11 protein-coding genes are annotated in these 24,455 nt (G+C 51.5%); 3 read left to right on the top strand and 8 right to left on the bottom strand.

Going from position 1 to position 24,455, the window contains the following annotated elements; translation table 11 throughout:
- The first annotated feature begins 110 nt into the window (after positions 1-110).
- Positions 111-2,876, top strand: coding sequence for a M16 family metallopeptidase (locus tag G497_RS0114705; RefSeq protein ID WP_027188711.1), 2,766 nt, complete (start codon positions 111-113; stop codon positions 2,874-2,876).
- 23 nt (positions 2,877-2,899) lie between these two features.
- Here the strand turns inward: G497_RS0114705 and G497_RS0114700 are convergent, their stop codons facing one another.
- A complete protein-coding gene (locus G497_RS0114700) occupies positions 2,900-4,033 on the bottom strand; it encodes a YibE/F family protein (protein ID WP_245576405.1) in 1,134 nt (377 codons plus the stop codon).
- Positions 4,034-4,045: 12 nt separating this feature from the next.
- Positions 4,046-5,635, bottom strand: a complete 1,590-nt coding sequence (locus G497_RS0114695) for an alkaline phosphatase (RefSeq protein WP_027188709.1) — start codon at positions 5,633-5,635, stop codon at positions 4,046-4,048.
- A gap of 663 nt (positions 5,636-6,298) precedes the next feature.
- Between G497_RS0114695 and G497_RS0114685 the strand changes: the two genes are divergently transcribed.
- Positions 6,299-15,136 (top strand): glycoside hydrolase family 94 protein, encoded by an 8,838-nt coding sequence (locus G497_RS0114685; RefSeq protein ID WP_211228771.1) that lies wholly within the window; start codon positions 6,299-6,301, stop codon positions 15,134-15,136.
- Between the two features lie 208 nt (positions 15,137-15,344).
- Here G497_RS0114685 and G497_RS18535 read toward each other — a convergent pair whose 3' ends face one another.
- The 6 genes from G497_RS18535 to G497_RS0114645 all read right to left on the bottom strand — a co-directional run bounded on the left by G497_RS18535 (position 15,345) and on the right by G497_RS0114645 (position 22,436).
- Positions 15,345-16,505, bottom strand: coding sequence for an anaerobic sulfatase maturase (locus tag G497_RS18535; RefSeq protein ID WP_084516347.1), 1,161 nt, complete (start codon positions 16,503-16,505; stop codon positions 15,345-15,347).
- Positions 16,505-17,668: an ROK family protein gene (locus G497_RS0114665; RefSeq protein WP_169727017.1), complete on the bottom strand. Its 1,164-nt coding sequence runs from the start codon at positions 17,666-17,668 to the stop codon at positions 16,505-16,507. Before G497_RS0114665 ends, G497_RS18535 begins: the two co-directional genes overlap by 1 nt.
- 47 nt (positions 17,669-17,715) lie before the next feature.
- Positions 17,716-19,200, bottom strand: coding sequence for a tripartite tricarboxylate transporter permease (locus tag G497_RS18530; protein ID WP_034638157.1), 1,485 nt, complete (start codon positions 19,198-19,200; stop codon positions 17,716-17,718).
- A gap of 11 nt (positions 19,201-19,211) precedes the next feature.
- Complete coding sequence (locus G497_RS0114655; protein WP_169727016.1) at positions 19,212-19,721, bottom strand: tripartite tricarboxylate transporter TctB family protein; 510 nt, start codon at positions 19,719-19,721, stop codon at positions 19,212-19,214.
- 110 nt (positions 19,722-19,831) lie between these two features.
- Positions 19,832-21,400 carry a choline-sulfatase gene (gene betC, locus G497_RS0114650; RefSeq protein WP_027188704.1) on the bottom strand — a complete coding sequence of 523 codons (1,569 nt, stop codon included), beginning with the start codon at positions 21,398-21,400 and terminating at the stop codon, positions 19,832-19,834.
- A 61-nt stretch (positions 21,401-21,461) separates the two neighbouring features.
- Complete coding sequence (locus G497_RS0114645; protein WP_027188703.1) at positions 21,462-22,436, bottom strand: Bug family tripartite tricarboxylate transporter substrate binding protein; 975 nt, start codon at positions 22,434-22,436, stop codon at positions 21,462-21,464.
- Positions 22,437-23,390: 954 nt separating this feature from the next.
- Here G497_RS0114645 and G497_RS0114635 point away from each other — a divergent pair.
- Entirely contained in the window at positions 23,391-24,401 is a 1,011-nt protein-coding gene (locus G497_RS0114635) for a LacI family DNA-binding transcriptional regulator (protein ID WP_027188702.1), read from the top strand.
- Positions 24,402-24,455: the final 54 nt, after the last annotated feature.

The raw sequence follows: 24,455 nt of genomic DNA, 5'->3' as shown, positions 1-24,455 counted from the left end.
TTCGACTGGCTGATTGCGTGGCACGGCTTATTTTTTCCCTGTACCACAAGATGACAATACGATACTCCTGCGGGGCCAATACTATTATTCCCCGCAGTTACGGAGACGCCATGATACGTTTTTCTCTTTTTACCTTCTCAACCTTGTGCCTTGGTGCTGCCCTGGCCATGGGCAATGCTTCCCTTGCCAGCGCAGCCCAGCCTGCCCCGGTAACGCAGCAAGCGCCGCTCCTTTCCCGGCTTTCCAATGGCATGAAGGTGCTTATTCAGCGCGACGACCGCTTCCCCCTGGTTTCCCTGCGCCTGTATGTGCATACGGGCTCGGTGTTTGAAACGCCAGACCAGGCAGGCATTAGCCACTTGTTGGAACACATGGTGTTCAAGGGCACGGAACACAGGCCCAAAGGGGCCGTGGCCGGAGATATTGAAAAGTTTGGCGGGTATGTAAACGCCGCCACCAGCTATGACTATACCGTCTATCTGGCAGATATGCCTGCCGCACGCTGGCGTGAAGGGTTGGACGTGCTGCGGGATATGGCTTTTTTCCCCACCATTGATGCGGAGGAACTTGCCTCGGAAAAGGAAGTGGTGCTGGCAGAATTGAAGCGCGGGGAAGATTCCCCCCAAAGCCGTCTGTTCCGTCTTACCCAGCAACGGGCCCTGCACGGCACCCCCTATGCGGTGCCCATTATCGGGTTTGAAAAAACCATTCGGGGCATTACTAAAGAAGCCATTCATGCGTATATTGCCAAGCATTACCAGCCGGAATCTATGCTGCTTTTGGTGTATGGCAATGTAGACCCGCAGGAAACCCTGCTGGCCATTGAAAAAGACTTTGGTTCCCTCATGCAGAATCAGGTGGGTGCTCCTGCTGTGGCCCTAGCCATGCGCGAGCCCACCCCGCAGGTGCCCACTCATGTGGAGCGTGGCCCATGGAACAAGGTACACCTGGCCTTTGCCTTGCCTGTTACCCCGCAAAGCGACCCGCGTTCCGCCAAGCTGGACGTGCTGGCCCACCTGCTGGGGGGCGACGCCACTTCGCGCTTATACCGTACCTATAAGTATGAAAAGCGTCTGGTGGATTCCATTGCCGTGGCTAACTACTCCTTTGAAGATGTCGGGGTGCTGTACATTACCGCCACCCTGGATGCTGAAAAACTGCCTGCGTTCTGGGAAGCCTTTACCACTGACCTGGCAACCCTTGGTTCCCTTGTGGTAACGGAAAAAGAACTGGCACGGGCCAAGCTGAATATTGAAGATGATTTGTACCGCTCCAAGGAAACAGTGGCTGGCAACGCTTCCAAGCTGGGTTATTTCCAGTTTTTTGGCGATGAAAACTATAGCGAAGCCAACTACCTGAGCGCTGTGCGCCAAACCACCGCCGCAGAATTGACTGCCCTTGCCGGGGAAGTGCTTGTGCCTTCACGCATGGCCAGTGTGGTGCTGCTGCCGGAAAATACCGCAGCCCCCAAGGGGGCGGAAAGCATGGAAGCGTGGCTTGGTAAAGAACTGCAAGCACGCTTTACCCCCGTGCAGACCAAAACAGACTGGTTGAACACCACCCCGTTCCCCACATGGCAGCATTACACCACCTTGGCTGGTAACGTGGCGGAAGACAAGGCCACCGGGCCTGTTGCTTCCGTGGAAGATGCGGAAATAGTGAACCTTGGTGGTGGCAGAACCCTTATTTTACAGCCAGATGCCACGCTGCCCTACACGGCAGTGAATTTGGTGTTTCATGGTGGCAACGCCTTGCTGGATAAACAGCAGGAAGGGTTAGCAACCTTTACCGCAGCGCTCCTGCAAAAAGGAACTACCTCCCTTACTGCTAACCAGATGGAAGATTTTCAGGCAGATAAAGCTTCCGGCCTTGCGGTTTCCGCCAGCAGGCAAAGCATGGCCCTTGGGTTTACTGCGCCGGAACGTTTTCTTACAGACATGCTTAGCCTTATGCGTGACGTGGTGGAACACCCCGCCCTGTTGCCGGAAGAAGCAAGCCGCGTGCGTGAACAGCAAATTGCGGCCATTACCATGCGTGAAGACCAGCCCACAGGGCTTGCCTTTAGGCGTTTGTTCCCGTTGCTTTTCCCCACCCACAGCTACGGCTATATGCAACTGGGGGAAAAAGAGCGGGTTACCAGGTTTACGGAAAAAGATGCTGCCGCTTTTTGGGACAAACAGCGCCAAATGCCCTGGACCCTTTCAGTAAGCGGTGAGTATGACCGTGAAGCTATTATTGCTGCGGCAAAGCGCTTGCCAGTGCCTGCCTTGACTGCACCGGTGGTAAACGTGCCCCAGTGGGGCAATAAGAAGAAGTTGGCCCTTACCCTGCCGGGCCGGGAACAGGCCCACTATATTCTGGCCTTCCCCACGGTGGGCATAGGCCACCCGGATGAAGCGGGCCTGGATGTGCTGCAAAACGTTCTTTCCGGGCAAAGCGGCTTGCTGTTTTCCGACCTGCGCGACAAGGAAGGCCTTGGCTATACCGTGGCTGCCATACCCTGGAAGGCGGAAAAAGCCGGGATGCTGGCGTTTTATATTGGCACTGCACCAGAGAAGTTGGAACAGGCTAAGGATGGGTTTGTGCGGGTAATTGACAACCTGCACAACACACTGCTGCCGGAAGGCGAACTGGAACGGGCCAAGAACCAGATGGAAGGCGACTATTACCGAGAACACCAGACCCTTGCTTCACGTAGTGGGGAAGCGGCTTCATTGCACATGCTGGGGCTGCCCCTGGATGAACCACGCAAACACCTGGAAGCTGCCCGTAAAATTACGGCAGCCGATGTGCAGCGCCTTGCCCGCACCTATTTGCAGGTGGATAAGGCTTATACTACCACGGTGGAGCCAGGTAAAAAGCAGGAGAGCAAGTAAAGAACGCCGCCAAACGGAAATTGTCAGCGTTGCTTTGACTGCGGGCGGGTAAGAACCCAGGACCCAAGCAAGGCGGTAAACGGGGCTACAGTAACAAGGCCAAAGCTGCCCACAAGGGTGTGTAGCAGTTCTGCCGCCACATATTGCAGGTTCAGCATGGAAGAAATGGGTGTGCCCTGTGCCACAAACACCATGAGCATGGAAGTAAAACTGCCTGTGTAGGCCAGCAGCAGGGTTGTGGTCATGGTGCCCACCACCATGCGGCCAATGCTGTTGCCGGAACGCATAAGCTCCAGGCGGGAAATATGGGGGGTTTTCTGCTGCAATTCGTGCATGGCAGCGGCAATGTCCATGGAAAGGTCCATAACCGCCCCAGAAGAAGCCAGGAAAATGCCCCCCAGGAAAAATCCGGTCAGGTCCAGGTGCCCGAACCCGCTGTAGAGTAATGTTTCGGAAAACGGGCGCACAGCCCCGTGAATGGCAAAAAAGTGCCCGAACACTACGGAAAGAACCCCGGTAAAAAGCAGACCTGCCAGGGCACCGCCATATGCAGCAAAGCCTTTGCGGTCGAACCCGCTCACCAGAAAGATAATGACAAAGCACAGCACGGAAGTGATGCCCAGGGAAGCAAGCAGGGGGTTCCACCCCTTCAGCAACCCTGGCAGCAGTACCTTCCACACCGCCACCGCCGTGAAGACGAAGGAAAGCAGGGTGCGTGCCCCGGTTGCCCCGGCATACCAAAGCAGGAGCAGGGCAAACAGGCCGAACAACATGGCTTCCACATGCAGGCGGTATCTGTCTTGTACGGTTATTTTCAGCACGTGCTCTGTGGTGGCATCCATAAGCGCCAGCACGGAATCGCCTGGGGTGAACATTTTATCCAGTTCAAGCTTGCCAAACAGGTGGTTCACTGCCTGGGCCTTTTGCCCGGCACGCTCGCCGCTTTCAATGTGCAGGAGCAAAGCCTGGTCGCCTGTGCGCACAATGCCGTGTTGGCGCACCCCGGAATTGTCTGTGGTGAGTACCGTTGCTTTTACTGCCTCGCCGCTTAAAGGGCGTTCAAACCCTGTGGGCAGAAAGAACAGAAATACGGTGGCGGCAAATACTGCCAGAACAAACAGGGTGTCGCGCGTAACACGGCATTGTGGCATTTTCATGGTATAAACCTGTTATTTAGAAGCGTTGTAGGCTGTAGGAGCAGGAAAGGCTAAGCCCATGATGCTGAACAGCTTTTTAGCAATGTCTGTGTTGTCGTAATAGCCGCGGAACAGTTCACTTCCAGGCCCCTGGGCAAATACGGGCACAGGAATGCCTGTGTGGGCGTAGGATGTCCAGCCAATGCCCGCCTTGTTGTTCAGAATGTGGGTAAGCTGCACGCTTAATGGGTCATACCCGCCATAAAGCAAATATTCCTGGCTACCTGGCTTTTCTGCCCAGCCCCCCTTCATGCTCAGGGCAAGGGCACTTTCTACCATGGCCTGTTCTGTGGCGGTGAGGGTAAGACCAAGCTGTGTTTTGGCGGCTTTGTCGGTTTTTGCGCTTTCCACAAGGGCAGTGAATGCTTCGGGCGTGGCAAATTGCAAGCCAAAAGAAGTGGTTATGGCGCCTTTGATGTCTGCAAGGGTGGCAGCGGTGCCCTTTTCTTTGCGCAGGTCGGCAATTTTTTTGTCAAACCCTTCGTATGATTGGTTCTGCTTGGCTATTTTTTCAAAGAAGGTGGCGTATTCTGTGCCCGCAAAGCCAAGGCTCATGCCACCAGTTTCATGGTCGCCCGTAATAACCACCAGGGTTTCTGTGGGGTGCTTTTGGGCAAAGTCCAGGGCAACCTGTACGGCGCTATCAAAGGCCAGGGTGTCGTGAATGCTTGCGGCGGCGTCGTTGGCGTGGCAGGCCCAGTCAATTTTCCCGCCCTCAACAGCAAGGAAAAAGCCTTTGGGGTTATCCAGTAGTTCAATGCCCTTGGCGGTAAATTCTGCAAGGCTCAGTTCGTTCTCTGTTTTATCCAGGGCATAGGGCATAGCATTGCTTGCATCCAGCACAGGGTTTACTGCCAGCACAGGGCTGCCCGGCTTTGCTGCCAGAATGGCATTTTTGTCGCGCAGTACACGCATGCCTTTTTCCGCAGCAATGGCATACAGGCTTTTGCGGGGGGTGCCTGCGGCATCTTTTGCGTTGTACTTGTGCAGCCCGCCGCCGCCAAAATAATCAAACCCGCTGGCAATAAGCTGTTCCCCAATTTCATAGTAGCTGTTGCGTGAAGGCATGTGGGCGTAATAGGAACCTGGGGTGGCGTGGTTAATGGAAACGGAAGAAACAACCCCCACCTTCATGCCAGCCTGTTTGGCGGCTTCGGCAATGGTGGTAAAACGCTGGGTTTTGGAAGGGTCTACACCAATAACGCCGTTATCTGTTTTATACCCGGTGGCAAGGGCAGTGCCTGCCGGGGCTGAGTCCGTAATAAACGAGTTGGCAGAATAGGTTGTGCTTAAGCCCTGTTCCGGCAGTTGGGAAAGATCAAGCTTGACAATGCCGGGGGCTGCGTTGCCGCGTTGGCTGGCAAGAAACGCTTCTGCTGAGGCAACCTGTTGCAGCCCAAGACCATCCGCAATAAGCATAAACACATACTTGGGCTTTGGCCCATTCCATGTGTTTTCGGCCTGAGGAATGCCACTGGCCAGCCCTGCGGTGGCAGTGCAGAGTAGTGCAAGCCCTGCAAGCAAGGCCGCAGTTTGTTGAAGGTATTTTCTTCCCTGAATCATGGAATACTCCTTGTGCGTAACGCTGGTGACGCTCTTAACGGTGTAAAGTGCACACTTCGGGCAACCGCATTGGTTGCTGCTGCACTTGTACAAATTCCATGTGAACAAACAGTGGCAGAGCCATGACATTTTGGTGACAAGGAATACTAAAAAGCCTACGCTGTATGACTTGGTGCGGTGGCAGAGCCATGACATTTTGGTGACAAGGAATACGGGAGTATTGACAGATGTTACCAAGAACAGAACTGTCGAGGCAATGTGCCGCTTGAACTGGAGGCCAAGAACGTGTCTGGGGTTCACCCCCCCTATACAACCTTTTGGGATTACGCTAACCGTCAAACAGCGGGTGTTGCACTTTGAAGTTGAACCCGCGAAGTCTTTTGTTTTTCATTTATAATTATACGCCAGTATCAACTTACGTGCCTACTATTTATCCATAAGTGTTTTAGCGCACAGATAGATTTTATGAATGCGGCTATAGTACGCTAGCTCAAGGGTATGGACAGCTATTTCATTCTGCCTGGCCCACAAAAGGCTGCACAACTGGCCTTTTCTGACTTGCATCCAATACAACCCCCGTTATTCCAAGGCGCGGCCGTTCCATCCGAATCCTCGTAATTTTGCTGAGGAATTCGAATTACACAGAACAAGGAGGTCGCCGTTATGAATTTCACTCTTGCATACGTCAGCACAATACCTACCCGTATCATGGCCCTGTTTTCTTCATCAGTCGACCCAGGCGAAGCTGCACCAAGTGAACCGCCGTTCCGCTTGGAACTGCGGAATGCCGAACAACAAGCGCAGCAGAGCAAAATTCTTGCCTCCACGCACATACTGAAGCCTGGGCGTTCCCGTAGCCGCCTTCTTACGCGACTTGATGACAATGAACGCGTGCTTTTTGGTGCCCATGCCCTGCTGGTTAAAGATATTGACGCTGGGCAGCGCATTACGCCCGCCGGGGAATGGCTGCTGGATAATTTTTATGTGATTGAAGAACAAATTCGCACCGCTCGGCGGCACCTGCCTAAAGGATACAGCCAGGAATTGCCACATCTTTTAAACACATCTTCGGCGGGGCTTCCCCGTGTTTATGCTATTAGCCTTGCGGCTATATCGCATGGTGACGGCCGTATGGACCCAGACAGCCTGCGTAATATGGTGGCCGCGTACCAGTCGGTAACTATACTGAACCTGGGTGAGCTTTGGGCTATTCCCATTATGTTGCGGTTAGCCTTAGTTGATAAACTGCGGGAAGTGGCCAGCAGAATAGCCGAAAGCAGGCTGGAATGTATCAGCGCCAATACATGGGCTGATCAAATGATAACAGTGGCCGAGAAAAAACCGAAGAACCTGATTCTTTCCATTGCCGATATGGCTCGTTCAACCCCATCCCTTTCAAGTTCGTTTGTTGCTGAACTTGTACGCCGTTTGCGCGGGCTTGGCCCTGCACTTGCTCTTCCTTTAACCTGGGTTGAACAGCGCCTTGCGGAAAAAGGGCTTACCACAGAACAGTTGGTGCGCCTGGAAAACCAGCTCCAGTCTACTAACCAAGTTTCCATGAGCAATTGCATAGGCAGCCTGCGTATTCTGGATTCCACGAATTGGCAGGACTTTGTTGAAGGCCTGAGCTATGTGGAACAAACCCTGAAAGAAGACCCAGCCGGAGCTTACGGTGATATGGATTTCGCCACCCGCGACCTTTACCGTCATGTGTTGGAAAAATTGGCGAAAGCAAGCCCGTATTCTGAAAACGACGTGGCCCGTAAGGCGGTTGAATTGGCCCAGGTAGGCGCAGAACGCCATAACGGCTTGCCCGCACCTGGGCCAGGATGTGACAAACGCACCTGGCATGTGGGCTATTATATTATTGGCGAAGGCTTGCCGTTGCTGGAGCAAAGCGCAGGAATTGCTTTGCCCTTTGGCAAAAGTTTGCTGCGGGTTTGCCAAACGTTCCCTTTGCTGTGGTATAGCGGGGGAATTTTACTGCTTACCGGCCTTGTGGCGGCTTGTTTTGTTGCGTTAGCCGCACGCCAAGGCGTAACTGGGTGGCCACTATATGCCATTGGGTTGCTTTCCTGGATGGGCGGGGGCCATGTGGCGTGTGCTTTGGTGAACAGGCTAACAGCCCTGTTCGTTACACCACGGCCCTTGCCGCGTCTTGATTTTTCGCAAGGAATACCAGAAGAATTGCGAACTCTTGTGGTTGTTCCCACCATGCTGTTAAGTGCCCAAAATGTCGAAAAATTGGTCACGGACCTGGAAGTTTACTTCTTAGCCAACCGTGACAAGCACCTGCAATTTGCGTTGCTTACAGATTTTGCCGATGCTCACGCGCAAAGCACCCCGGCAGACACACCCTTGCTGGAAGCCGCTCATGCCAGGATTGATGCCTTGAATCGTAAGTACACAGGGAAATCTGGTGATTCATTTTTTCTTTTTCACCGCCCGCGTCTTTGGAATTTTCAGGAATCACTGTGGATGGGCTATGAAAGAAAACGCGGGAAGTTAGCCGATTTAAACAGTTTTTTACTCAGTGGAAAGCGGGACAAATTTTCTCATATCACAGGGGACACAACGGTACTTTCTGCGGTAAAGTATGTAATTACCCTTGATGCCGACACCCAATTGGCCCGTGATTCAGCACGGCAATTTATTGGCACCATGGCGCACCCGCTTAACCAGGCCCGCTACGACAAAAGCCTGAAACGTGTTGTGGCGGGCTATGGTATTTTACAGCCCAGGGTGGCAGCCGGCCTGCCGGGGAGCACTCGTTCACGTTACGCTCAACTATGCTCAAACGAGACAGGAATAGACCCCTATACCGGGGCATCGTCGGATACCTACCAAGACCTGTTCGCAGAAGGTTCGTTTATTGGCAAGGGTATTTACGATGTTGCCATTTTTGAACAGGCCCTGGGTGAACGTTTGCCCGCGAACAGAATTTTAAGCCATGACCTTTTGGAAGGCTGCTACGCCCGGTCTGGGCTGGTAAGCGACGTACAACTGTATGAAGAATACCCAGCTCGCTATAGCATGGATGTAAGCAGGCGGTACCGCTGGATTCGTGGAGACTGGCAGATAGCAAGTTGGATTTTGCCAACGGTGCCTGCCCCTGCCGGGCAGCTATGCCAAAACCCACTGTCTGCATTGTCCCGCTGGAAAATTCTTGACAACCTGCGCCGCAGTTTAACCTCCCCCGCATTGATATGCCTGTTGATTGTTGGTTGGGGCGTGTCACCTTCACCCCTGTTGTGGTCTTTGGCGGTGGTGGGTCTTATCTTCTTGCCCTATGTGCTTTCTTCTGCCTTGAGACTGTTCCAAAAATCGGCAGACATGAGTTTGCGCCAGCACGTAAGCGCCACTGTGCGCCAGACAGGAAGGCATTGCATTCAGGCGTTGCTTTCTCTTTTTTGTTTGCCCCATGAAGCCCTGTTCAGTGTGAAAGCCATAAGCCACACAATGTGGCGGGTGCTTGCTTCCCATAAGCATTTACTGGAGTGGAGCCCTTCTGCCGGGGCCAACCTCCATGACGATACCAGCTTGCGAGGCGCTTTCCAGTTTATGTGGATTTGCCCGGTGATAGCGGTAACCGGAGCGCTACTCCTGCTTTTTGTAAACCCTGGGGGGGAACTGGCCAGGGTTGCCGTTTTGCCTCTGTTGGCTCTTTGGTTGGTTTCCTCGGCTGTTATGTGGTGGGTAAGCCGGCCGTTGGTGCCGCAACAGGAACAACTAACAGCGGAACAACTTGTTTTTCTTCGAAAACTGGCCAGAAAAACCTGGCGCTTTTTTGAAACCTTTGTGGGTCCGGCAGACAACTGGCTGCCCCCCGACAACTACCAGGAACAACCTGTTGCCAGAATAGCCCACCGTACCTCGCCAACTAACATGGGTATTGCGCTTTTGGCCAATCTTTGTGCGTATGACTTTGGGACGCTTACGGCAGGCGAGCTTGTAGAGCGTACTGAAAAAGCGTTTCAGACCATGAACCGCCTGGAGCGTTTCCGCGGGCATTTTTATAACTGGTATGACACGCAATCCCTTTTGCCTTTGTCGCCTTTGTATGTTTCTTCGGTGGATAGCGGTAACCTTGCCGGGCACCTTTTGACCTTGCATTCTGGTTTGGCGGAAATTCCCGACCGGCCTATTCATGAAAGTCAAATTTTCACAAACCTATGCGACACCCTGCACATTGCCCAAGATAGTCTCACCCTTGAAATGCGCGAACCGGTTCTTCAAGCTGGTACAAAATCTTCTCCATTCATTCTGTTGCAGCACCAGATGAACACAATAGTGCAAAACCTTCCTGCCACCCTGGGTGCCACACAGCTTGCTCTTACTCAGCTTGGCACTGCTGCGGCAGAAGTGCTTTCTGAACAGGTGGCAGCAGGCGAGAGTACGGAAAATGAGTTTTTGTGGTGGGTGAGGGCTTTTGAACGGCAATGCCGCAACGCCCAAAATGAGCTTGGGTTACTTTGCCCGTGGGTTCAGTTGCCTGTTGCACAGCACCTTCTGGATGTTTTCCCCGAACTGGACAGGCTGCTTACCTTGCGCGAATTGGCAGAGTTGGAAACCAGCTTGGCCCCACGGTTTGCGGCATGGCACACCACGCCGGGGGGCAATGCCAATGTGGTAATTGCCCTGCAAGAACTTATAAAAACAGGGAGCGGGCAAGCCAATGCCAGGAGGGAACGAATAACCGAAGTATGCCAGCAATGCACGTTGTTCACCCAAATGGACTATGACTTTTTGTATGATGTTGAACGTCGCCTTTTGAGTATTGGCTATAATGTTAATGAACTCAGGCAGGATGCCGGGTTCTATGACCTGTTGGCCTCTGAAGCCAGGCTAACCAACTTTGTGGGCATTGCCCAAGGGGTGTTGCCACAGGAAAGCTGGTTTGCCTTGGGGCGTCTTCTTACCAGTTCCGCTGGTGAGCCTATTCTCCTTTCCTGGAGCGGGTCTATGTTTGAATACTTGATGCCGCTCCTTATTATGCCAGGCTTTAAGCACACGCTTTTAGACGAAACGTGCAAGGTGGCTGTTTCCCGGCAAATTGCCTATGGCAAGCTGCAAGGTGTGCCTTGGGGGATTTCTGAATGCGGGTACAACGCTTTTGATGCCTCGTTGAACTACCAGTACCGGGCATTTGGTGTGCCGGGCCTTGGTTTAAAGCGCGGCCTGGCCGCAGAATTGGTTATTGCGCCCTATGCTTCAGCCCTGGCATTGCTGGTAGCCCCAGGCGAGGCCTGCATGAATTTACAGCGCCTGGCAGCGGAAAATTTTGAAGGGCAATTCGGCCTGTATGAAGCCATAGACTACACACCTTCACGTGTGCCGCGGGGGCAAACCTGTAGTGTGGTCCATTCCTTCATGGCCCACCACCAGGGCATGAGCCTGCTGGCGTTTTCCCACCTGTTACTCGGTGCTCCCATGCTCAAGCGCTTTGCCGCAGAACCATTGTTCCAGGCAACAATGCTGCTGCTACAAGAACGGGTGCCGGAGGTTTCCAACTCTTACGCCCATACCAGTGTGCACCCCGAACGTATACGGGCTTCCGGCCCCCAGGCAACGCCTTTGCGTATTTTTGAAACCCCCAATACGCCGCAGCCGGAAGTGCAGTTGCTTTCCAACGGCAGCTACCATGTTATGCTCACTCAGGCCGGGGGCGGGTATAGCCGCTGGCGGGATATGGCGATAACTCGCTGGTGTGAAGACAGCACCAGCGATAACTGGGGCATGTTTTGTTACATCAAGGATGTTGCAGGCGGAGAATTTTGGTCTACCCCTTACCAGCCATTGTGCAAAGCTTCCACCCGGTTTCAGGCCATATTCTCAGAAGGGCGGGCAGAATTTAATCGCCAGGATTGCGATTATGACACCCATATGGAAGTTGTTGTTTCTTTGGAAGACGACATAGAATTGCGGCGAATTCGCATTACCAACCGTTCTTCGCATCCCCGTACCATTGAAGTTACCAGCTTTGCGGAAGTTGTTCTGGCCCTGCCCCTGGCGGATGACCTGCACCCGGCATTCAGCAAGCTGTTTGTGCAAACCCAAATTGTGCCGGAGCAACAGGCTATTTTGTGTTCTCGCCGCAAAAGGTCGGCAAACGAAAAAACTCCATGGATGCTGCACACCATGGCAGTGCATGGTGTTGAAGCGGACGCAATGAGCTATGAAACGGATCGGCAGGAGTTTATTGGGCGTGGGCGCAGCACGGCAAACCCGCAGGCCATGGACCCCGTGTGCCAGGGTGCAAATTCGCGAGAAGGTTTGGGTTCTGACCTTTCTGGCCGTGAAGGTTCTGTGCTTGACCCCATTGTTGCTATCCGCGCCCGCATAACGCTGGATGCGGAACAATCCGTTACCATAGACATGGTTACTGGCATTGGTGAAACCCGCGAAACAGCGGTGAACCTTATTAATACTTACCGCGACAGACACATTGCCGACAGAGCCTTGGGTATGACCTGGACACACGGGCAGGTGCTCCTGCGCCAATTGGGGGCATCGGAAGCCGACGCCCATTTATACAACCGTCTGGCAAGTTCTATCATCTATGCTAACGCCTCACTTCGGGCGCCTGAAAGTGTACTTATCAAAAACAGGCGGGGGCAATCAGGCCTGTGGGGGTATGCCATTTCCGGTGATTTACCCATAGTACTTGTGAAAATTGAAGACCTCGAGAATATTGACCTTGTGCGCCAACTCCTGCAAGCCCATGAATACTGGCGGCTCAAAGGCCTGGTGGTAGACTTGGTGATATGGAATGAAGACCAGGTCGGGTACCGGCAGTTGCTGCATGACCAGATTATGGGGCTTATTACCGCAGGAAACGGCGCGAACCTGATAGACAGGCCAGGGGGGATTTTTGTGCGAGCTGCGGATAGGATAGTGGACGAAGACCGCATTCTTTTTCAGACCGTTGCCAGGGTTATACTAAGCGACGCCATGGGGACATTGTCTGAACAAATTACAGGTTACCAGGTTAAAAAGCCCCTTATTCCCGCCTTAACTATTGTGGAAAAGCCTGTTGCAGTATTTCCCCCAGCGCGTCCAGAAGCCCGCCCTGACCTGTTGTTTTACAACGGGCTGGGGGGTTTTACCCAGGATGGAAGGGAGTATGTTATTACCACAGCCGTGGGAGCAAATAACGCACCGGGGCAGTTGCCCCCGGCACCTTGGGTGAATGTGCTGGCCAACCCGCATTTTGGCTCAGTTGTTTCGGAAAGCGGCCCGGCCTACACATGGAGCGAAAACGCCCATGAATTCCGCCTTACTCCCTGGGGTAATGATTCCGTAACCGATGGGCGGGGGGAAGCTTTTTACCTGCGCGATGAAGGCAGCGGGCACTACTGGTCGCCTACGCCCGCGCCGTGCCCAGGAAAAAGCCCCTATGTAACCCGGCACGGTTTTGGGTACAGTGTTTTTGAGCATACGGAAGACGGCATTTATTCTGAATTGCGTATCTATGTGGCCCTGGATGGAGCGGTGAAGTTTTCTTCATTAAAAATACGCAACGTTTCAGGGCGGGCCCGCAAACTTTCCGCCACGGGCTATGCGGAATGGGTGCTTGGCGACTTGCGCGCACGTTATTGCATGCATGTGGTTACAGAAATAGCCCCGGATACACGTTCGATATTGGCCCACAATCCTTATAATACTGAATTCCCCAACCGCACGGCATTTTTTGGAGTGGATTCTCCTATAGCGAGTGTTTCCGGCGACCGGACGGAATTTATTGGACGCAACGGCACCCTGGGCGCTCCGGCTGCCATGTCCCGCGCAAAACTTTCTGGTAGAGTGGGGGCCGCAATGGACCCCTGTGCCGCTATTCAGGTGGTGTTCTTCCTGGGAAATGGTGAAGAAAAGGACGTTGTCTTTACATTGGGCGTGGGGAAAAACCTGGAAGACGCCAGAGCCCTGCTTCACCGGTACGCAGGGGCAGAAGCCGCACACACCGCCCTGAACAAGGTAGGGGAACATTGGACATATACTTTGGGTGCTCTTCAGGTGAAAACGCCAGACCAGGCCTTCAACCTGCTGGCCAATGGCTGGCTGGTATATCAAACCTTGGCGTGCCGCTTTTGGGGACGCAGTGCAACCTACCAATCCGGCGGAGCAATTGGTTTTCGCGACCAGTTGCAGGACGCCATGGCCCTTATTCATGCCCGGCCTGATCTTGTACGCGAACACCTGCTTTTGTGCGCAGCCCATCAATTCCCCAAGGGCGACGTGCAGCACTGGTGGCACCCTCCCTTAGACCGGGGGGTGCGTACCCATTGTTCGGACGACTCCCTTTGGCTGCCGCTGGCGGTTTGCCGTTATGTAGTGTCCACGGGGGATACCGGAGTGCTGGATGAACCCGTCTACTTTATTGATGGGCGTCTTTTAAAGGCGGATGAAGAATCCTACTATGACCTGCCAGGGCGCTCCGAGCAATCCGCCAGCCTGTATGAGCATTGTACCAGGGCCATAAACAACGGCCTTACCTTCGGGGTGCACGGTTTACCGCTTATGGGTTCTGGAGACTGGAACGACGGTATGGACCTGGTGGGCAGGAATGGCCAGGGAGAAAGTGTGTGGCTGGCTTTTTTCCTGCATACGGTGCTTACTGCCTTTAGCAGCGTTGCTGCCAAGCGGGGCGATGCACCCTTTGCAGCGCTTTGCCTGGAAGAAGCCACTACGTTGCGGCGTAATATCGCCCTGCATGCCTGGGACGGTGAGTGTGGGGGCGATTGGTACCGCCGCGCCTATTTTGACGATGGTTCACCCCTTGGCTCTTTCCTGAACCCTGAATGTCGCATAGATTCCATTGCGCAGAGCTGGTCTGTGCTTTCCGGGGCTGGGGATATGGAACAAGCCCGCAAGGCCATGGATTCGCTGGATAAACACCTGATTGACCGAAAGCACAGGCTTGTGCAGCTTTTTGAGCCACCGTTCGATTCTTCAGCTATGAATCCTGGCTATATTAAGGGCTATGTACCCGGCGTACGGGAAAATGGCGGCCAGTATACCCATGCCGCCGTATGGGCGGCCATGGCGTTTGCACAACTAGGCGATGCGGAGCGGGCATGGGAAGTGCTGCACATAATCAATCCGGTTAACCACGGCAGAACACCAGAAGAAGTGGCAGTGTATAAAGTGGAACCCTATGTCATGGCGGCGGACGTGTACGCGGCCCCATTGCATGTTGGGCGTGGCGGCTGGACATGGTACACAGGGGCAGCCGCCTGGACATACCGCTTGATGACAGAGTCGCTGTTGGGGCTTACGCGCGAAGGCAACCAGTTGCTATGCAACCCCTGCCTGCCAGCCCATTGGAGTGGTTTTAGCGCACACTACAGGCACCAGGAAACAATGTACCATATTACGGTGACACAACGGCCTGAAAAAACAGGCACCGTGCATGTTACGCTGGACGGAGTAGGGCAGAAAGTTCCCATAATTACCATGGGTAATGACAAGCAGGAGCATACGGTGGAGATAGTTCTTTCATAAGTGATATTCTGACAGGTACAGTATTATCCGTAAAACAGCCATGTTTGCAGCCATTGCCTTTGTGTGTTCCGGCATGGTTTTTGGGGCAAATAAAATGCCCCTGTTGCCTGCATGGCTGGCAACAGGGGTGCCTTCCAGCTTTTTCCACCATTTTTACACTCTGTTGATATTCGCCGATATCCTGATGATTCTTGTAGGCCAATATTTTCTACCCAGCGTTGACATTTCCTTCAGGAACTTCGGGTAGGGCCGCTTCAGGTAGGCGTGTTGGGCCTGCCAGCCTTCGTAAAATGGGAACAGCATACTCAAAGAATAAACGGTAACCATTGCAAAGCCATGAGTGCTGGGAGTGCGCAGTGCTGTATGCCCCTATCCGGTGTTTTTGGCAGTCGCCAGCACATAAGCCAACCCATTGGCAAGACGAACATTTTTCTGAATTTGTTTTTTTGCCCTGACCAAATGCAGTATACAAGGGGTGTTGCCATATTTCTTGCCAGGATGTTTCATGAATATTGCCTAGCTTCCATTGGGGAGAAACAAAAAAATCACAGGGATAAATGCTGCCATCGTATTCTACCACAGCATATTGCCCACACCGGTTGTCCATGTGGCATATGCCAGGCCTGCCGCTCATAAGGGTATAGAGCAGGGCATCAAAATACCGTACAGAAACACGCCCTCGCGCTTCAAGCCACAGGTCAAACAAGCTGCATAGCGCTTTCCCCCATTCCAATGGGTCTACTGCCCATGGGGCAGGGCTACCGTCCGGCTGGAATTCCACACAAGGAATATACTGATGGTGCAGAATATGTTTGGTTGTGAGGTGGTGGAATATGTCTGCGGCATGTTGCACATTATTTGCAGTAAGCAACGTTAATGCGTTAACATTTACGCCGTCTTTTTGCATAAGCCCCAAATTGTCCATTACCTTTTGGTAGCTCCCTTTATCTGTTGGGTAGGTACGGTAAAAGTCATGTAAATGTTTTGGGCCGTCTATGCTTACCCCCACTAAAAAATGGTTTCTTGCCAGGAACTTTGAAAAATCTTTGGTAATGAGTGTGCCGTTGGTTTGCAGGCAATTTTCAATGGTATGCGCCTTTGTGGCGTACTGCTTTTGATACTGCACAGCGTGTGTAAAAAATTGCAGTCCCATGAGGGTGGGTTCCCCCCCCTGCCAAATGAACACGTGCCGCTCCAGGGGGAGTGCAAGGTACATTTTTATAAGCCTGTGTAGTGTTTTACCCGACATATGAAGCTGTTTTTGGCTTCCATTACCGTGGGTTTTCAGGCTGTAAAAACAGTGTTTACACTGCAAATTACAGGAGAATGAAGCAGGCTTGATTAACAGGGGGAAAGAATTACGCAGCATTATGCGGCTCCCCCGAGCAATGGTTCAAGGTCTAGCGTTGGCATAGCGGTAAACATTTCTAACGCGGTAAGGATAGCCGCAGAACCGATAGACATAGTACCAAGGCGCAGTGCAGCAGGTGTGCCAGAAGGATACAGGCCTTCCCACGCTGCTTCCAAGGCTTTCAAATAGTAGGGGTTTTCTATTAACGATCCAGAGAGAATAAAAATTTCAGGCTGGTATGCATGGTATAGTGTTTCCAGCGCATGCCCCATCCATTCTCCAGCATCGGAAAACGCTGCTATGGTGGCACTATCGCCAGTAAGGCTTCTGCTATGTACAAGAGCAAGGTTGAGAGTGTCTTCAATGCTGTAGTTTGAAAGTTGCGAATCAGGGGAAAGAAAACCCAGCCGTTGCAAAATACTCATGCCTGAAGCCATATTTTCAATACGAGGTAACAGGTCCATGCTCTTGCCTGCACGGGCAATCGGCAGGCAGCTAATATTGCCTATTGTATCAGGGGGGGGCAATAATGCCCCGGCATGTAGCAGGCTTGCCCCTACAAGGCTTGTAAGGTGCACACATACTACGTTTTTATACCCACGCGAAGCCCCCCATGTTACCTCCGCAAGGTTCAAAACCTCCGCAAGGCGTATGGAAACAAGCGGGATAGAGAGCTTTTGTTCCAACTTTTCACGTAATGCGGAACCCAAAAAGGAAAGGCTGGAAGCGCTGCTGCCGGGGAGCAACATTTGCCTTGGCAAGGCCATGGAACCTCCCAGTACCCGTTCCCGAGGAATGCGCGTGGCTTGAAGGGCGTCTTCTATGGAATCTGCCAAAAAGGTGATAAGTTCCTGGGGGGGAAGGGCAAAAATACCCGGAAGGGTTTTGTTGTAGAGTATATGCCCCTTCATGTTGCCAACAAGAATTTCTTGTGAATACGCAGTAATGGCAACGGAAATAACATAGGCCCCTTCTGCATGAATTTGCAGCGCTGTGCAGCGCCTTCCCCGGCGTTCAAGGGTAGAGGAAGAAATTACTTCTTCCAATAGGTCTGCTCCCAGCAGTTCAGTAATAATGCGGGAAACAAGGGGCAGATTTAGCCCTGTGCTTTGGCAAATTTCCTGCCGCGTAATGGCCTGGCTCGCAGAAAAAAGTGTGCGAAAAACCCTATTGCGATTCACACGGCGTAGCTCTTTCTGCGAACCAGAAGTTAACCTAGTAATATTGCTCATATTCCTTGAAGCGCTTTGGACTGCCTCCAGGCAAATACAATACTTGCAAGGGTAAACAGCCAAAAGACAATGGTTATAGGGCTTGAGAAAAATATGCTTACATCATTGCCGGAGGTGATTAACGCTTGCCGGAAGCTGTCTTCTATCATCGGGCCCAGAATGTAGGCGATAACAAAAGGAGCCGCAGGCACTGCACATAAATGCATAATGTAGCCAAGAACACCCATACCCAGCATAATGCCCACATCAAACAAAGAACTGTTTACTGCGTATGTGCCATACAAGCAAAAAGCAAAAACACACGGAAACAACACATGGCGGGGTACTTCCGTTACCTTGCTGAATAAACGTATTGCCACTTTACCGCAGATAAACAAAAAAGGCGATGAAAGCATGATGCCTATGAAAAGGGCGTAAACAATATCTAAATGCTCTTGAAACAGCATTGGCCCAGGCTTGAGGTCATGTATCATGAACGCACCAAGCAAGATGGCGGTAACTACATCGCCCGGAATGCCCAGGGAAAGAAGGGGAATGAGTGTGGAACCTGCAACCCCGTTGTTTCCTGATTCAGCCGCCGCTACTCCATCTAGCTCCCCGGTGCCAAAGCGTTCGGGGTGGGAAGATTTGCGCCTGGCTTCGCTGTAAGAGAGAAACGAAGCGGGTGTGGCCCCAAGGCCAGGAATGGCCCCAAGAATAACACCAATAATTGAGCCACGCAAAATAGTGCGCCAATGTGTGATGAATTCCTTGAAGCGCAACGGCTCCCCCTGGCTTTGGGGGGTTGCGCTGTGTATGCGCTGGGCGGTTGATTCGAAATAGTAACCAATTATTTCAGGCATGGCAAATAACCCTATAAGCAGGGGAATAAAGCTCACACCGCTAAAAAGCTCATGGTTGCCAAAAGTGAGGCGGGCCTGGCCGTACAGCAAGTCCAGGCCAATGGTGGCAAATAAAAGGCCAAGGGCGGCGGCGCTTATGCCATTAAGCAAGCGGGCACCGGAAACCCCGGCAATAATAGTGAGGGCAAAAATACCCAGCGTAAAATATTCAGGGGGGCCAAAATCAAGGGCCAAAGAAGCAAGCATGCCCGTAAACAAAATAAGTGAAAGGTTGGAAATGATATCTGCTGCAATGGAAGCATACAGTGCCATATCCAAAGCCTTGCGGGCCTGGCCTTTTTGGGTAAGTGCATAGCCGTCAAGAATTGTACAGGCAGCGGCAGCAGTGCCCGGGGTTTTTATGGTAATGGCTGTAATGGAGCCGCCATATATGCCCCCTTTATAAATGCCAATAAGGAGTAAAAGGCTGGTTAAGGGTGGCATGCCAAAGGTGAAGGGCAGCGCAAGAGCAACAGCCATAACGACTGTCATGCCAGGTATGGCCCCAACAACCAGCCCGATAATTACCCCCACGAAAAGTGCAACGAAATTGCTGAAACTCATCAATAAACCGTAAGCTGAAACGAGTGCATCCAACATATATCCTCCGGTTACTCAAAAAAACCAAGGGGAATGGAGACATCGGCAACATGAAAAAAGAATAAATACAGCATGGTGGGCAAGGCAAGAAGGCACAGAACACCAACAATGGATGTTTTTTTACGGGCGAGCAAGAGTAAGCCCAATACGCATAAGGTAATAGCCAGCGGCATACCCAGTGGCTTGATGAGGGCTATGCCCACTGTCATACACCCAATGCACGCCAAAACAGAGAGGGTGCGACGGGTGTTTTCTTCCGGTACTTTTTTGCTATGTGCTTGGGCAGTGGCAAGAACACCCTTGTTTGCATAGGTAGCAAACAGGGCTTTACAGAACATACAAAACCCTAATATGCCGATTAAATAGAAAATGAGCGTTGGCCAGAACCTGGGGGAGAGGAAGGGGTTGTTGAGTTTTGTTGGAACAGCTATGTAGTTTGGCACAAGAAAAGTAAGTCCTATTGCTGCCAAAAGAAGTAAAAGAACACTCCACAATACGTCGGCTTGAAAAAGAGCTTTCATTATACCCTCCTGTATATACAGTGTGCGGGGTAAACCATGTGTTGGGATGTTGCGTTTGTTTTTTCTGTGTGCCTGCCCATTGGTATCAGGCAGGCACACAGAAACGCTCATTAATCGTTGCGTGGGTTGTCTGGCGGTGTGGGGGGAACATATGGCAGCCTGGCCCTGCTTTTACTCATGGCAGTGCTTGGGTCTTTCCTGCTGCGCACATACTGTTGGGTAGCATCTTTGCGCACCTGGTAGTCCCACTCCGGCTGGTTACTGTCTTGCAGCACCTGGCGCTGTAGAAATAACCGCCTGGCCTGGCTTGTAAGTATGTCTTCCCGCAAGCGCTTCGGGTCCCACAAATTATGCAGTTGTTTCAGGACGTTGTTCTCTATGGCTTCATATTCCTTTTTTCCTGCAAGGTTGTTAAGCTCATGGGGGTCCTTTGCCAAATTGAACATCATGGGCGGGTCAGTTTCACAGTAAATATATTTGTATTCTTCTCCCACAAGGATGAGTGCAGGCGCGCATACCCCTTCAGCCGTAAACTCAATAGGTACACATTCGCGGTGCAATGAACCTTTGCCTGTAAGCAGGGGGCGTAAGCTTTTCCCTTCAAATTGCTCCATATGCGTAGGGATAGTTTTAGATTCTGCATATCCCAATAAGGTAGGGGTAAGGTCTAGCAGGGAAACGGGAGTGGTAACGGCGCTCCCCTTGCGGCAGTCTGGTGTTCGAATAATCATAGGTATACGAATAGACCATTCAAACGGGTTAAATTTATACCACAACCCGCGTTCCCCCAGCATGTCGCCATGGTCGGAAGTGAAAATGATGATGGTATTTTCATCAAGGCCAGACTTTTTCAAGGCAGTAAACATTCTTCCCACACAGTTATCAATATAGCTCACAGTGGCATAGTAGGAGCGCCTTGCCTTGCGCACATTTTCCGGGGAAACGTCATGCTCGTCTGCCCGAATAAGAGAATGGAAGCGCTTGCTCCACGGGTCCATTTTTTCCAGTGGAATGGGGCCAACTGTGGGCATGTCTATTTCTTCGTCTGTGTACATGTCGTAAAATTCTTGCGGAACCGTGTAAGGGTTGTGCGGGTGGGTAAGGCTGGCGGTGAGGAAAAAAGGCTTTTTCTCTTCCACACGGGCAAGGTCATATATCTTTTGCACAACCGTGGCTGTTACTTCTTCGTCGTGGTCAACCTGCATGGAACGGGCGCATACGCCTGCTTCCACAACCCCCCGCAATGACATAACAGAAGGCGCGTAGGGGTGGCCTTCCACTGTCCAGTCGGCTGTCCAGCCGTAGTCTGAAGGGTAAATGTCGGTAGTAAGCCGTTCTTCATAACCATGCAGTTGGTCTGGACCAACAAAATGCATTTTTCCCGACAAGGTCGTTGAATAGCCCATGGCGCTCAGGTAATGGGCAAGGGTTGGTACTTCTGAGGAAAAAGAAGCGCCGTTGTCATATGCTCCAATGCGTGAAGCAAGTAGCCCGGTAAGCATTGAAGCTCTGGATGGAGCGCAAATAGGGTTGTTACAATAAGCTTTACTGAAGTTAACCCCTTCATTGGCCAAAGCCGTTAAATGAGGGGTTTTAACTACCGTTCGTCCATTCATGGGCATGGCTGCACCAGTCAGTTGGTCTGCCATAATAAAGAGAATATTGGGAGAAGTAGCCATATCTGTTCCTTGCTAGAGTCAATTATGGTAACCGTTTGGCATTCGCTTTTGGGCAACTGCTCTAGTTTTCTTTTTTAGTTTTCTTAAACAATTCAAACTGTTCACCTACATAATGCGTTGTTTCATTTGGTGCCATAATAGCAGGTTGCGCACCAATTTTCAGTAACGCTTCATTCCAGGCAGGGTCATTTTTGACCTTTTCAAGAACGGCAGCCCATGCAGTGACTACTTCAGCAGGCAAGTCTTTGGGGCCAGCCAATGCCCCCCACGAGGCAATGTTCTCAAGGTTTGGGTACCCAAGTTCCCGTACAGTGGGACAATCAGGAACTGCCGGGTCGCGCTCAGGGGAAGTCACAGCCAAGCAAGTAAGCTGTTTACCCTGTATTGCTCCTGTCATGGGGGCAAGCCCCTGCCATAAAAAGTCCATATGCCCCCCCATTACCGAAGGCGCAGCCTGGGCAGCGCCGCCTTTAAATGGGATAAATTTGACGGAATCTTCCGGCATAGCGAGTTCTTCAAGCATAGCAACGGGCGCGATATAGTTCACCGTGCCAACGCCAGCCGTAGCAAAACGAAGGTTCTTGTTTCCGCTTTTAAGGGCAGCTTTTAAGGCCTCAAACGTTTGAATGGGTTGCTTGGGGTTGGCAACCAGGGCAAATGAATGGCGCTGAATAAGGCCAAGGTAGGTAAAGCTGTCCCATGAATACGGAATGTCGGACATAACGGCCGGGGCAATGGCGACAGAGGGCAACCAAGCAAGCAAAAGGGTATACCCGTCTGGCTTGGCAACGGACACATGTGCAGCACCTGTGGTGCCGCTGGCGCTGCCCATGTTGGTAATGGCAATTTTAGGGAAATAGGGCTGCAATGCTTGGCCCAGCATACGGGCGCACACGTCTGCTTGACCACCAGGGGCAAACGGCACCACAATAGTAATTGTTTTTTCAGGATATGCAGCAAAAGATTGGGGTACAGCAAATAACAGCACAAAAAAAGATAAAGCCACAATACAGGTCTTAAAGCGATGAGTATGCACAGGATTCTCCTTTTAAGTAGAGATGATAATGAATGCACAATCCTTTAAGCGTGAACGTCTCCTCCTTCTGCATAAAATAATTTACTGACATGTAAGGCTATACGATTCTGCGGATAGGCTAATTGACTTTCAGAATATTGTAAACAATTAATTTCAAGTTAATTATAATTAATTATTCAACAATATTAAAATGTTGCTAATTTCTATTTGTATTATTTAAATTAAATTTTTATTATAATATTAAATAAATCGTATTTGAAAAGGTTGGCTGTTTTGCAATGTAAATCATGCACTATACTGTATTTGCTGATTAATTCATGCTGCCTCTCACCCCTTCTGGTCAGTTCCAAAACGCTTATTCCTGGCCACGTCCACATCTTACTGTGGTCTGGGCGGTCACTCCCTGGTGTTTCTGATAAACTCTTAGAGCCGCGGAACGTTTGGGGGTGTATTTGTTCTTCTGTTATTACTTTCGTTGATTGTGGCCATCTGCTGCCCGTTCGCGCTTGGTTATGGCTTCTGCACTATAGGCAAGTGCAGCATGCAACGCCTGCTCACTGCGGTAGGTGGCAGCCTTGAATTGCCTAATGTTGCTGTTTTCCCTGCTGCGGGGTAAGTTCCCGGGGCTAGACGTTTGCACGCCTTCCCTGGCGTAATAATGGCTGAAGAGCAGCCCTTGTGTGACTATTCTGAAACATGAGGGTGTGTATTTTCAGCCAAAAAATGCGCAGGACAACGTGTTGGTAACGAATAAAGGGTTCTATCCATTTGAAAAGTAATACTTATTTTTTTATTGACAAAAATAATTTTTGTGAATAGACATATAACTAATTGCAGTAGGCATTGCAATTTGATTCAGGGTGTCCACAAGCGGTGTAAAAGTGCATTTTTATTTCGCTTTTTTATTTCCCCTAAAATGCAACCGGTTGCATTTTGTTGCATCAAGGCACGGCAATGACAAAAGTGACCATTTATGAACTTGCCGCCAAGGTTGGCCTTTCCGCCGCCACCATTTCCCGTGCCATTCATGCACCGCACAAGCTCAGCCAGCGCACCCTGGACCGCATTCACTGCGCCATGGAAGAATGCAATTACAGCTACAATGCCGCAGCAGCCAATTTTTCCAAGGGCAGTTCCACCACCATTTCCACGCTGGTGCCGTTTCTGCAAAGTTCAGTATTTTCCAGCACTGTTGTGGGCATTCAGGAATATGCTTACAAGAATATGTTCAATGTGGTGGTTTCCAGCACAGGCTATGACCCGCACAAAGAACTCGAATTACTGCGCCAAACACGGGAACAGCGTTGCGCCGGGGTACTGCTTACAGGGTACTGTGCGGAAAATGAGCGCGCCGTGCTTGAACTGGCCAAAACATTGCCCGTGGTAGTGATGTGGGAAATAAGCCAAGTTCCCCTGCACTGTGTTGGCTTTGACAACTACACAGTAACGTGCAGCGCTGTGGAATGCTTGGTAAGCCTTGGGCACAAGCGCATTGCAGCCATAGCCGGGCCTTTTTCCGTTATGCACCGGGCCAGGCAACGCCTGGAAGCTTACCTGGATACGTTGCAAAAACATGGGCTGGAAATTTCTGCCAGCCTGTATTCAGAGCGTTGTCCTTCAATTCAAGACGGCAATGAAGCCATGCACCAGTTACTTGCCCTTCCCCAAAGGCCAAGCGCTGTGCTGTGTAACAACGACCTACAGGCCGTAGGTGCAATTTCTGCCATTAAAAAAGCAGGGTTGCGTGTGCCTGAAGATATTTCTATTTTTGGTTTTGACGACATTGAACTGGCTCCCTACCTTTCCCCTTCATTAAGTACTGTGCATGTTCCCGGCTACGAAATTGGCAAGCTTTCAACAGAGTTGCTGTTTCGCTGCATTCACGCCCAACAACACGGTATTGTGCAACATATAGTAGAAACACCGCTGGTTTTCAGGGACTCCTGTTGCCAGTATAATGCGTAATCTTTGTCCTTCCTCCGGTGGCACGTTACCTGGTTTTATGCGGTAACTGTCTGC

Source organism: Desulfovibrio cuneatus DSM 11391 (genome assembly GCF_000430005.1).
Lineage (GTDB): Bacteria > Desulfobacterota > Desulfovibrionia > Desulfovibrionales > Desulfovibrionaceae > Frigididesulfovibrio > Frigididesulfovibrio cuneatus.
The sequence above is the reverse complement of the archived record's forward strand: the minus strand, read 5'-3'. Positions and strand labels throughout refer to the sequence as shown.